Raw genomic sequence first — 12107 nt, forward strand, 5'->3', positions numbered from 1 at the left:
ATCAGTACGCCACCTTCCACATGTAGCGGCGGGTTGTCAGGGGCTGGTTCCGCAGCACCGAGAGATGCGCCGAGAAGCGCTTGAGCGCTGCCTGCAGGATATAAGGCGCGACGATCGGGCGGATCTCCGGGTCGATGCCCTTCATCGTGAAAGCACGGGAATCGTAGTTCATCACGCGCCCGGCATAGGTGTCGCAGAACTTCACGACGCGCTCCATCAGGGGCCGGCTCGGATCCTCGCCGGTGATCAGGATCATCGGTGTCTGCTTGTCGACGATCTCGAAGGGGCCGTGGAAAAACTCGGCCGCCTCGATCGGATAGCTGTGCAGCCAGAGCATCTCCATGAGGATGCAGACACCGAAGACATAGGCCGTGGTGAAGCCCGGCCCCGAGGCGACATGGTAGATGCTGTCATCGCCGGCATAGGTCACGGCGTCCGCCGCCGCGCGAGCCTCGTTCTGCTCGGCCGCATCGCACATCGCCGCCGGCAACGCGTCGAGCGAGGCGAGGAGCTTGGCGCCGAGCGGCCAGCCTTCCCTGGCCGCCATCAGGCCGCCGATCAGCGCCTGCATCAGCATGAACATGGCGGCGAAGGATTCGCTGGTGTCGCCGACGAGGAAATGCCGGGGCACCGTCTGCGCCAGCGGCTTCTCGCCATATTGGCTGAAGGCGACGATTTGGCAGGGCTTGTCCCTGAGAAAATGCGCAGCGGCCACCGTCTCCGGCGTCGTGCCGGATTTCGAGGCCAGCAGGACCAGCGTCCGCTCGTTCAGGCGCGGCGGGTCGATCGCCATGAACTCGGCCGGGAAATAGCGCCTGACCTCGATGCCCGGCGAATAGCGCTCCAGCCAGTACTGGATGCCGAGCATGGCCCGGTTCGCGGAGCCGCAGGCGATCAGGTAGACGCGGTCGATCTTGGGAGCCAGCTCCTGCCCCAGCGCGTAAGCCTTCGGCAATGCGGCACGGGTCTGCTCCAGCCCGGACAGGACCGCGTCACGGTCGAAGGCGATGGACATGGACGGGCTCCCGAGCGGGCTTTAAACTGGGCAGCGGAATTGGTATACACCAATTCCATATACCAATCACTGTCAAGCCTGTTGAGATGCCGACCAAACGCCCCTCCCGCCCTACAGCGCTACGCGACCGTTTCGCCCTCAAGACGAAGAAGGCGCCGCGCCTCGGATTCCGACCGGCGCGCGCGCCGAAAGGCACGGGAATCGAGGCACCGGGCACGGCCAACCCGCTGAAGGGGGCCAAGCCGATCTATGTCGAGGTGCAGGATTACCTGCTCGACCTGATCGGCGAACCGGATTACGGGCCCGGCGATCGCATCCCCTCGGAGCGGACGCTGGCTGACGCGCTCGGCATCAACCGGATGACGGTGCGCAAAGCGATCGACCGGCTGGTCGAGCGCAACGTGCTGGAGCGCAACGGCACCAGCGGCACGCGCATCCCGCTGGTCCAGGTATCGCGGCCGATCGATGCGCCGGCTTCGCTGGGCATCACCCGCATCATCCGCAATGCCGGCGGCGAGCCCGGCAGCAAGCTCCTGCATTTCGGCGAGGAAGCCGCGAGCGAGAGCATCGCGCAGCGCCTGGAACTGGCGCCCGGCAGCGCGCTGCTGATGGCACGGCGACTGCGCAGCGTGAACGACGAAGCCTTCTGCATCGAGACCAGCTATCTGCCGGCCAGCAGCGTGCCCGGCCTGTCGGCCGAGGACCTGATCTCCGGCCAATCACTCTATGAGTTACTGCGGCAGCGCTACGGCATCGAGATCAGCATCCGCGACCGCGAGATCAGCGTCGGCACCGCGACGGAGCAGGAAGCGCGGCTGCTCGCGCTGGCGCCGGGCTCGCCGACTCTGGTGCTACGGATCGTGGCGCGTGACGGCGAGGGCCGGCCGGTCGAGTACATGCGCTCGGTCAACCACCCCCATCACGTCGTCTTCCGCAGTTCCGCGCCCCCTGCCCGCGCCTGAGCGGAGCGCCGACCGCTCGCCTTCCCGCCTCGCAATCCTGCCGCCGGAGCCATCGTGATGGGCATCACCATCGAGACCATCGAGCCGGATCCGTCCCTGCCCGCCGCCAGCGACGTCGTCGTCATCGGCGGCGGCATCATCGGCATCACGACCGCGCTCTTCCTGGCGCGCGAGGGCATCTCGGTCACCGTCTGCGAGAAGGGCGAGGTCGGGCACGAGCAGTCCGGGCGCAACTGGGGCTGGGTGCGCGTCATGGGGCGCGACCCCGGCGAGATCCCGCTCGGGCTCGAAAGCATGCGCCTCTGGGAGGACATGGACCGGCTCGTCGGCGGCGACACCGGCTTCACCCGCTCCGGCATCGTCTATGTCGCCGATACGCCTGCCAAATTCGCCGAGCAGGAGGCCTGGCTCGAGCATGCCAGGACCTACCAGCTCGACTCGCGCCTCCTGAGCAGCCGCGAGATCGACGCCGTCCTGCCAGGGGGAAAACGCGCCTACGCCGGGGCCATGTTCACGCCGAGCGATGCCCGCGCCGAGCCGCAGAAGGCCGTGCCGGCCATGGCGCGGGCGCTGCGCCGCCATGGCGGCACCGTGCTGACGCGCTGTGCCGTACGCGGCATCGAGACGGCCGGCGGGCGCGTCAGCGCCGTCGTCACCGAGCGCGGCCGCATTGCCTGTCAGCGTGTCGTGCTGGCGGGCGGCGCCTGGTCGCGCCTGTTCCTCGGCAATCTCGGCATCGACCTGCCGGCGCTGAAGGTGCTCGGCTCAGTGTTCCGGACCGAACCACTCGACGGGCCGCCGACCCATGCCGTGGGCGCTTCCGACTTCGCCTTCCGCAAGCGGCAGGACGGCGGCTACACCATCGCCCATCGCGGGGCGAGCGTGGCCGAGATCGTGCCGGACAGTTTTCGCCTGCTCTTCGATTTCCTGCCGTCGCTGGCCAAGCAGCGCCATGAATTGCGGTTGCGGCTCGGCGGGCGCTTCCTTGAGGAAGCCCGCACGCCGAAAAGCTGGTCGCTTGATCAGGAAGCGCCGTTCGAACGAACCCGCATCCTCGATCCCAAGCCATCCGAGGCAATCCTGCAGGAAGCGCAGCGTAACCTCATCGCGGCCTTCCCGGCCTTCGCCGGCCTCAGGATCAAGGAAAGCTGGGGCGGGCTGATCGACGCCACACCCGACGCCGTGCCTGTTATCGGCGAGGTGCCGCGTCTGCCGGGCTTCTTCCTCGCCACCGGGTTCTCGGGCCACGGCTTCGGCATCGGCCCTGGCGCCGGGCGCCTGATCGCCGATCTCGTCAGCGGCCGCACGCCGCTGATCGACCCGAAGCCCTTCCGGCTGGAGCGGTTTTCGCGACTGGAGCGGACGACGCGGGCGGCCTAGCGGCCGATCCCGGTCTTGCGAGACCTTGCGGAAAGCTCGACCTGCCCCCTCTCCCCTTGCGGGAGAGGGTTGGGGTGAGGGGTCGCGCAACCCTTGCCGTCATTGCGAGGAGCGAAGAGACGAAACAATCCAGGGGGACCGGGTTGAAGCCCTCACCCGGTCCCCCTGGATTGCTTCGCGGCGCTCGCAATGACGGATAGGACAGCCCGACCCCTCATCCGTCTCGGCTGCGCCGAGCCACCTTCTCCCGCAAGGGGAGAAGGGAAGCCCGCTGCAGGCGCTCAGGCGAGCGCCGCCTCGTCGAGCGAATAGGCCGAGAAGAAGTTCGTCCCGCCCGGATAGCATTTGAAGCCGCTCAGGCCGGTGACCATCGCGTAGCCCTGCGAGCGCCAGGCCAACCCAACCATCGGCGCCTGCTCCAGGGCGTACTTCTCCAGCTCGGCATAGATCGTCTTGCGCTTGGCTGCGTCGAACTCGGCGCGACCCTTGGCGAAGAGCGCGTGGATTTCGGGCGTCGGGATCTGCCAACTGCGGGACATGTTCGGCGGCAGATCGCCGTCGAGCAAGGGCGCGAGGCCGTCGGGGTCGTTATTGTCGGCGGTCGTGCCCTGGATCATGAAATCGTAGCGGCCCTTGCCGGCGAGATCGACGCGCGCCGCCCAGTCCGGCAGGTTCAGCGTCACCTGGATGCCGATCTCGGCGAGATTGGCCTGCACCACCTCGGCCGTCGACTTGTGCATGCCGTATTGCGCGGTCGAGAGCAGGGTGCAGCTGAACCCGTTCGGCACGCCGGCTTCGGCCATCAGCTTCTTGGCCTTGGCCGGGTCGTAACTCCAGAACCCGGAGCGTCCCTTGTCGAAATAGGGGCTGCTCGAGGGGATCGGGATGCCTTCCAGCTTGCTGCCACGGCCGAAGAAGGCGGCCTGCACGATATCCTCGCGGCGGACGGCATGAGCCACAGCCTGGCGCAGGCGCATATCCTTGAACGGCCCGGCGCCGCCGTTGAAGTTCAGGCCCATGAAGGGGCCGTCGACCGCGACGAGGCGCAGACGGGAATCCTTCTCGATCGTGCCCATGGACTGCCAGGGCACATATTCGATGAGGTCGACATCGCCGGCCTGGAGGGCGGCGACGCGCAGGTTCTCGTCGGCATAGGCGACGAGCTTGATGCCATCGAGCTTCGGCAGGCCGGGCTTGTAGTATCTGTCGAATTTCACGACCTCGATCGAGGCGCCACGCTCCTGCCCCTTCAGCACGAACGGTCCCGCGCCGACGCCGAGCCCGGCCCGGCCCTCGATCGAGTCCTTGGCGATGATCGGCATATGCGGGCTTGCCAGCCAGATCGGCAGCGTCACGGTCGGCTGCTTCATGACGATGCGGACGGTGCGTGCGTCAGGCGTCTCGATGCGCTCGACGCCGCCGAACTCGGCCTTCATGAAGGCTGTCGAATTGGGCGCGGCGACCTGCTCCAGCGTCCATTTCACGTCCTCGGCCGTGACCGGCTTGCCGTTCTGGAACGTCGCCTGGCGCAGCTTGAAGACCCAGGTCGTATCGCCCTCGCGCTCCCAGGATTCGGCGAGTTCGGGCCTGACCTCGCCCTTTTCGTCGAAGCCGGTCAGGCCGCGGAAGATCAGGAGCTTGACCGTGAGTGCGGCCGTGCCGGTATGAAGCCAGGGCTGCAGGCTGGGCGGAAAACTCGACAGGCCGAAGCGAAGGATCTTCCCCCCGGCTTGAGCCTGGGCTCGCAAGCCCAGGAGAGGCAGGGCTGCACCGGCGGCGAGCACAATACGGCGAGAGACCGGCACCATCGAATACCCCTCCCTGTTTATGGCGGCCTACACGGCCGAGAGGGCAGAATGAGTTGGTGTATACCAGTTTGTCAATGCTTCCCGCGCTCGCCTGACGGCAGCAGCTCGGATACGGCAGCCCGCAGGATAGTTTCCCGCCGCACGAGGGCTTTCCTGCTGCAGTGCGGAAGATTGCGCAGCGCCACATCGGCCGATCGCGTTGTCCGCGCCTCAGCCTCAGCAACCTGCAGCGTTGCCGCACCGGCCCGGCTGGCCGGTGCCGCGCTATTGGAGTACACCAGCCTTGTCGTCGACGCCGGCCGTCCCAACGCTTGACTTCGAGGCGAAAGCGTCTCTAGCATCCCTTACTACAAGATATATTCTACAATTATGGATTAATCTTGCAAAGAGGGGTATCGCCAATGAGCGGGACGGATGAAGGCAAAAGGCTTCTGCTGAAGGGTGGACTGGTCGGCGGGCTCGCGCTGGCCGCAGCCGCAAGCACGGCCCGGGAGGCCGCGGCGCAATCCGCGCCCAACAGCCTGCTGCGCACGGTGCTGGATCGCGGCAAGCTGATCGTCGGCACGGGCTCCACCAATGCGCCCTGGCATTTCGAGGACGAGAAGGGCCAGCTCGTCGGGATGGACATCACCATGGGCCGGATCCTGGCCAAGGGGCTGTTCGACGATGCCAGCAAGGTCGAGTTCGTCCGGCAGGACGCGGCCCAGCGCATCCCCAACATCAATACCGGCAAGGTCGACATCGTCATCCAGTTCATGACCATGTCCCCGGCGCGCGCGCAGCTCATCGCCTTCTCGCGCCCCTATTATGTCGAAGGCATCGCCCTGCTGACCCGGCCGGACAGCGACAAGAAGAGCTTCGACGCGCTGCTCAAGGCGGGCTCCTCCGCCCGCGTCTCGATCCTGCAGAATGTCGATGCGGAGGCCTCGGTCAAGAAGGTTCTGCCGCAGGCGACCGTGATGCAGATCGACAGCCAGGCCAACGTCATCCTGGCGCTCGACTCCAAGCGCGTCGACGCCGCTGCGGTCGATCTCTCCACCGTCGGGTGGCTCGCCAAGCGCCACCCCGACAAGTACGCCGATGCCGGCAAGTCGTGGAACACGATGCTTTACGGCGCCGGCATGAAGCAGGGCGACCCGGACTGGGTGCGCTTCGTCAACACCACCTTCGACATCGCGATGTTCGGCCACCAGAACGAGCTCTACGACGCCGCGGCGAAGGACTATTTCGGCGCCGAGCCGCCGGCGCGCCAGCCCGGCCTGCCGCGCTTCTGACCGCCCCACGCTTCGCACAGGGAAGGGCGTGCCTTACGCCCTTCCCTCCCCGATGCCGGGTTGGAGTATCGGGCTCCCGCCCGACACTCCAACCCTTTGATCCTGCACCGGCTTTGCCGGAAACCGCATTCCACTTCTCGGGCCGATGCTCAAGTCCTCGGGGCCATGGCGAATTACCATTTCAACTTCGCGATCGTCTGGCGCTATGCCGGCAAGCTGTTCGAGGGGCTTCTGCTCAGCCTCGAACTCGCTGCCGCGAGCATCGCGATCGGCATGACGATCGGGCTCGTGCTCGCGCTGATCAGTCTCGACGGCCCGAAATGGGCGCGCCCCCTGATCGCGGCCTATGTCGAATTCGTCCGCAACGTGCCGCTGCTGTTGCTGGTCTATCTCGTCTTCTACGGCATCCCCAGCGCCATCGACCTGCAATATGATGCGGTCACCTCCTTCGTCGCGACGCTCGCGATCTATTCCGGCGCCTATCTGGTCGAGGTGATGCGCGCGGGGCTCGAGGCCGTGCCGCGCGGGCTGATCGAGGCCGGCAAGGCGATCGGGCTCACACCCATGAAGGTGCTCTGGCATGTGCGCCTGCCGACCGCGATGCGCATCGCCCTGCCCTCGCTCTCCAACACCTATGTCTCGCTGTTCAAGGACACTTCGATCGCCTCGGCCATCGCGGTGCCCGAACTCGCCTACGGCATGCGCTGGATCGAGACCCAGACCTTCCGCACGGTCGAGGTCTATCTCCTGGCGACACCGATCTACCTGATCACCAGCTACGCCATCCTGCTGCTGCTGCGCCTCGCCGAGCGGCGCTACGCGATCGCGCGGTGACGGCATGGCGACACTGATCCAGACCCTGCCCTTCCTCGTCGACGGCCTGCTGATGACCCTGCTGGTCTCGGCCTGCGTGATCGTCCTGTCGCTCATCGTCGGGTTGCCGCTGGGCTGCGTGCTCGCCTTCGGGCCGCTCTGGGCGCGCGTGCCGATCCGGCTCTATGCCGATTTCGTGCGCGGCGTGCCGATCCTCGTCCTGCTCTATTTCGTCTATTACGGCCTACCGGCGATCAAGGTGAATCTGCCGAGCCTGCTCGCCGCGATCGTGGCGCTGACGGCGTTCAAATCGGCGCAGATCATCGAGATCACGCGCGGTTCGTTCCAGTCGATCCCCACCGGCCAGACCGAGGCTGCGAAAGCGATCGGGCTCACCCTGTTCGACCGCTTCACGCATGTGCTGGCGCCGCAGGCCGTGCGCCGCTTCCTGCCGCCCTTCGTCAACAGCGTCGTCGACACCGTGAAGGGGTCGTCGCTGGTCTCGCTGCTCGGAATCGTCGACCTGATGCTGTCGCTGCAGCAGGTGATCGGGCGCACCCATGTGGCGCTGCCGCTCTATCTCATCGGCGCGCTGATGTATTTCGCCATCAACTTCCCACTCTCGGCGCTCAGCCGCCGGCTCGAGAAGCGCTTCGTCTGAAAGGAAGCATTCATGGCCGAGACGGATGCCCGTGCTACCGCCGGGACACCGGTGATCGCGATCGAGGGTCTGACCAAGTCCTTCGGTGCCAACCAGGTGCTGAAGGGCGTCGACCTTTCCGTCGGCAAGGGCGAGGTCGTCGCGATCATCGGCCCCTCCGGCAGCGGCAAGACCACGCTGCTGCGCTGCATCAACTTCCTCGAGGAATATGACGGCGGCTCGATCCGGATCGACGGCACCGAGGTCGGCTATCGCGATGGCGCGGGCGCCCGCAAACGCCGCAGCGACCGGGAGTTGGCCGCGATCCGCGTCGACGCGGCGATGGTGTTCCAGCAGTTCAACCTGTTCCCGCATCTCACCGCCGCGCAGAACATCATGCTCGGCCTGATGAAGTCGCGCGGTCGCTCGAAGGCCGAGGCGCGCGCCATCGCCGAGAAATGGCTGGCCCGCGTCGGGCTTTCGGCGAAGGTCGATGCCATGCCCTCGCAGATGTCGGGCGGCCAGCAGCAGCGCGTCGGCATCGCGCGGGCCGTGGCGATGGAGCCGAAGGTGCTGCTGCTCGACGAGATCACCTCCGCGCTCGACCCCGAACTCGTCGGCGAGGTGCTCGCCGTGGTGCAGGAACTCGCCACCGAGGGCCGCACCATGATCCTCGTGACCCATGAGATGGCCTTCGCGCGGGACGTGGCGGACCGCATCGTCTTCACCGACCAGGGCCGGATCGTCATCGACGCACCGCCCGCAAAAGTCTTCGGAGAGCAGCCGCATGAGCGGCTGCGCTCCTTCCTGTCACGTTTCGCCGGGTTCCGTCCCAATCCGGCCTGAGGAACCCATGAACGCAGTCCTGTCCACCCTCCCCGACACCACGCCCTACCGGCGGCTGGCGGAGCTCGGCCTTACGCTGCCCGAGCTGCCGCGGCCGATCGGCAATTTCGCCACCCATGTCCAGGAAGGCGGCCTGATCTACCTCTCCGGCCAGGGGCCGACGCATGAGGACGGCCGGCTCCATACCGGCAAGGTCGGCCGCGACGTCAGCGTCGCCGAGGCCTATGAGCATGCCCGGCTGACCGGCCTGAACCTGCTCGCCGTGCTGCATGAAGCGCTCGGCGATCTCGGCCGTGTCAGGCGCGTCGTCAAGTTGCTCGGCATGGTCAATGCCACCCCGGAATTCAGCGACCATCCCGCCGTCATCAATGGCTGCTCCGACCTCTTTGTCGCCGTGTTCGGCGAGGCCGGCAAGCATGCCCGTTCGGCAGTCGGTTTCGGCTCGCTGCCCCGCCAGATCACCGTCGAGATCGAAGCGATCGTCGCCGTGTCCTAGAGCATCGGCACGATGCTCTGACCGGGGCCCTTCGCCCCACTGTCCGTCTTCCAGGAGAACACAATGTCCGCTTCCGATATCCGCCCGTCCCTCGGGCTGCGCCCCGTCATCAACGTCTCCGGGACGATGACCGGGCTCGGCGCCTCGATCGTCGTGCCCGAGGCGATCGCCGCGATGACGGCGATCCTGCCGCAATTCGTCGAGATCGACGACCTCCAGCGCAAGGCCAGCGCCGTGATCGCGCGGCTCTGCGGCAGCGAGGCCGGCTTCGTCACCGCCTCCTGCTCGGCCGGGATCACGCTGGCGATCGCCGGCGCCATGACGGGCGACGATCTCTATGCCGTCGAGCAACTGCCGGATGCCAGCGGCCTCCAGGACGAGGTCGTGGTGATGATGGGCCACATGGTCGGCTATGGCGCGCCCGTCGACCAGGCGATCCGCCTCGCCGGCGCGACGCCGGTCGTCGTCGGCCAGGCCACCAGCGCCCGCGCCTACCAGCTCGCCGGCGCGATCTCGGAGCGGACGGCCGCCGCCCTCTATGTCGTCTCGCACCATACGGTGCAGTACGGGCTCATGCCGCTCGACGAGTTCGCGGCGGTCTGCCACGAGCACGGCGTGCCTGTGATCGTCGACGCGGCCTCCGAATACGACCTGCGCGGTTTCCTCGAAGCCGGGGCCGACATCGTGCTCTATTCCTCGCACAAGTTCCTGGGCGGGCCGACGGGCGGCATCGTCGCCGGCAACAAGGACCTCGTCCGCGCCGCCTTCATCCAGAATGGCGGCATCGGCCGCGGCATGAAGGTCGGCAAGGAGAGCGTGCTCGGCACGATGGCCGCGCTGGAAGCCTGGGAGAAGCGCGACCATGCCGGCATCCGGGCGCGCGAGCAGCGCGCGCTCGACCTCTGGCTCGCCCGCTTCGCCGACCGCCCCGGCGTGACCGCCGTCATCGAACCCGACCCGACGCATAACCCGCTCGATCGGATGAGGCTCTCGGTCGATCCCGAGCAGGCGCATATCACCGCCTGGGATCTGGCCGACGCGCTGGCGCGCGGCCCGCAGCCGGTGATCGTCAGGGACCACGAGGTCGAGCACGGCTATTTCTACCTTGACCCCTGCAACCTGCATCCGGGCCAGGAAGACATCGTCGCCGAGCGCATCGTTGCCGAACTGGAGACGGCACGGCGCAGCAACACGATCATCGCGAGCCCGCTGATCGAACGCCGCAACCGGCGCGCCGCCGCGCTGGCGAAATGGCCTGACTGAGCGCCAGCGGTCTTGACATTTGCTGCAGAGCAATATTCTCTTATTAAGCACTCTATTACATAATAAAAGAATGTGAGGGATCATGAAACGCCTACTTGGATGCCTGCTCGCCTGCAGCCTGCTCACCACGCCGTCCCTCGCCTTCGCACAGGAGGCGGGCGGCATCGCCACGGTCGCGACCATCGGCGAGCCGCCGACGCTCGACCCGATGGTCTCGACCGCCGACCTGGTCGGGACGATCACCCAGCATGTCTTCGAGACGCTCTACACCTTCGACAAGAGCTGGAAGGTGACGCCGCTGCTCGCGGACGCGCTGCCCACGATCAGCGCGGACGGCAAGCAGTACACGATCGCGCTCAGGGCCGGCGTGAAGTTCCATGATGGTTCGGATCTCACCGCCGAGGACGCCGTCGCTTCGCTGAAGCGCTGGATGAAGCTCGCCTCGCGCGGCAAGCAGGCGGCCGGCTTCATCGAGAGCGTCGAGGCCGCTGGCCCGAGCTCGCTCAAGATCACGCTGAAGCAGCCCTATGCGCCGCTGATGTCGCTGCTCGCCTTCAACAACTCCGCCGCGATCATCATTTCGGCGAAGAAGCAGGACGAGCCGATGAAGGAATTCATCGGAACCGGCCCCTACATGCTCAAGGAGCGCAAGGCTGATCAGTATATCCAGCTCGTCCGCTTCGCCGGCTACAAGCCGCGCGAGGGCGCCGGCGACGGCTATGGCGGGGCCCGGCGTCCGCTGCTCGACGAAGTCCGCTTCGTGCCGGTGCCGGACGCCAATACCCGTGTCGAATCGGCCGTCTCCGGCCAGTATTCCTATGTCGACTCGATCCCGGTGGAATCCTTCGACCGGCTGAAGGGCGCGGCCTCGCAGCCCGTCGTGCTGAAGCCCTTCGGCTATCCCGTCTTCGTGTTCAACACCGCCGAGGGTTCGGCCAAGGACCTTGGCGTCCGCAAGGCGATCCGCACAGCGCTCAGCATGGAAGACATGCTGGCGGCCGCGTTCGGCAGCAAGGAGTTCTACGCGCTCGACGGCAACATCTACCCGCCGGGTTATGTCTGGAACACGGATGCCGGCGTCGCCGGAAACTACAATGTCGGCGATGCCGACAAGGCGAAGGCCGCGGCAAAGGCTGCCGGCTACAAGGGCGAGCCGGTCCGCATCCTGACCAGCCGCCAGTACGAGTTCCACTACAAGATGGCGCAGGTCGCGGCCGAGTATCTCAAGCTCGCCGGCTTCACCGTCGACCTGCAGGTCGTCGACTGGGCGACGCTGACCCAGCGCCGCACCGACAAGGCCCTCTGGGAGATCTACATCACCCACAGCCCCTTCCTGCCGGAACCGGCGCTGATCGGCTCGCTCTCGACCAGCTCGCCCGGCTGGTGGGATACGCCGGCCCGCAAGACCGCCGTCGACGCCTTCACCTCGGAGGCCGATCCGGCGAAGCGCGCGGCGCTCTGGGCCAACGTCCAGAAGACGATCTATGACGAGGTGCCCTTCATCAAGATCGGCGACTTCAACGCCCTCTCGGCGAAATCCGCCAAGCTCGACGGCGTCGTGCCGGCGCCCTGGCCGTATTTCTGGAACGTCACCCTCAAGAAATGATCCC

The 12107-nt window shown here is 66.7% G+C and carries 11 protein-coding genes; 9 read left to right on the forward strand and 2 right to left on the reverse strand.

What is annotated here, in order from left to right; genetic code table 11:
- Nucleotide 1: 1 nt before the first annotated feature.
- The gene (locus tag AC6RIC_RS16045) at nucleotides 2-1015 is read right to left on the reverse strand and encodes an SIS domain-containing protein (protein WP_499733073.1); all 1014 of its coding nucleotides are present in this window, start codon (nucleotides 1013-1015) and stop codon (nucleotides 2-4) included.
- Between the two features lie 86 nt (nucleotides 1016-1101).
- Between AC6RIC_RS16045 and AC6RIC_RS16050 the strand changes: the two genes are divergently transcribed.
- Together AC6RIC_RS16050 and AC6RIC_RS16055 are read left to right on the forward strand one after the other, a co-directional pair.
- Entirely contained in the window at nucleotides 1102-1977 is an 876-nt protein-coding gene (locus AC6RIC_RS16050) for a GntR family transcriptional regulator (RefSeq protein WP_499733074.1), read from the forward strand.
- A gap of 54 nt (nucleotides 1978-2031) precedes the next feature.
- Nucleotides 2032-3357: an NAD(P)/FAD-dependent oxidoreductase gene (locus AC6RIC_RS16055; RefSeq protein ID WP_499733075.1), complete on the forward strand. Its 1326-nt coding sequence runs from the start codon at nucleotides 2032-2034 to the stop codon at nucleotides 3355-3357.
- A 281-nt stretch (nucleotides 3358-3638) separates the two neighbouring features.
- Here AC6RIC_RS16055 and AC6RIC_RS16060 read toward each other — a convergent pair whose 3' ends face one another.
- Nucleotides 3639-5165, reverse strand: coding sequence for an ABC transporter substrate-binding protein (locus AC6RIC_RS16060; protein WP_499733076.1), 1527 nt, complete (start codon nucleotides 5163-5165; stop codon nucleotides 3639-3641).
- Nucleotides 5166-5566: 401 nt separating this feature from the next.
- On the opposite strand from AC6RIC_RS16060, the gene AC6RIC_RS16065 reads away from it, so the two are divergent.
- The 7 genes from AC6RIC_RS16065 to AC6RIC_RS16095 all read left to right on the forward strand — a co-directional run bounded on the left by AC6RIC_RS16065 (nucleotide 5567) and on the right by AC6RIC_RS16095 (nucleotide 12103).
- A complete protein-coding gene (locus AC6RIC_RS16065; protein ID WP_454657201.1) occupies nucleotides 5567-6439 on the forward strand; it encodes a transporter substrate-binding domain-containing protein in 873 nt (290 codons plus the stop codon).
- A 165-nt stretch (nucleotides 6440-6604) separates the two neighbouring features.
- Nucleotides 6605-7273 carry an amino acid ABC transporter permease gene (locus AC6RIC_RS16070; RefSeq protein ID WP_499733077.1) on the forward strand — a complete coding sequence of 223 codons (669 nt, stop codon included), beginning with the start codon at nucleotides 6605-6607 and terminating at the stop codon, nucleotides 7271-7273.
- A gap of 4 nt (nucleotides 7274-7277) precedes the next feature.
- The gene (locus AC6RIC_RS16075) at nucleotides 7278-7913 is read left to right on the forward strand and encodes an amino acid ABC transporter permease (RefSeq protein WP_499733078.1); all 636 of its coding nucleotides are present in this window, start codon (nucleotides 7278-7280) and stop codon (nucleotides 7911-7913) included.
- Nucleotides 7914-7925: 12 nt separating this feature from the next.
- On the forward strand, nucleotides 7926-8738 hold the full coding sequence (locus AC6RIC_RS16080) for an amino acid ABC transporter ATP-binding protein (RefSeq protein ID WP_499733079.1): 813 nt from the start codon (nucleotides 7926-7928) through the stop codon (nucleotides 8736-8738).
- Nucleotides 8739-8745: 7 nt separating this feature from the next.
- Nucleotides 8746-9234: a RidA family protein gene (locus tag AC6RIC_RS16085; protein ID WP_454657205.1), complete on the forward strand. Its 489-nt coding sequence runs from the start codon at nucleotides 8746-8748 to the stop codon at nucleotides 9232-9234.
- 63 nt (nucleotides 9235-9297) lie between these two features.
- Nucleotides 9298-10497: an aminotransferase class V-fold PLP-dependent enzyme gene (locus AC6RIC_RS16090; RefSeq protein WP_499733080.1), complete on the forward strand. Its 1200-nt coding sequence runs from the start codon at nucleotides 9298-9300 to the stop codon at nucleotides 10495-10497.
- Between the two features lie 82 nt (nucleotides 10498-10579).
- On the forward strand, nucleotides 10580-12103 hold the full coding sequence (locus AC6RIC_RS16095; RefSeq protein ID WP_499733081.1) for an ABC transporter substrate-binding protein: 1524 nt from the start codon (nucleotides 10580-10582) through the stop codon (nucleotides 12101-12103).
- The last annotated feature ends 4 nt before the right edge of the window (nucleotides 12104-12107 follow it).

The organism is Allobosea sp. TBD101, assembly GCF_059817965.1.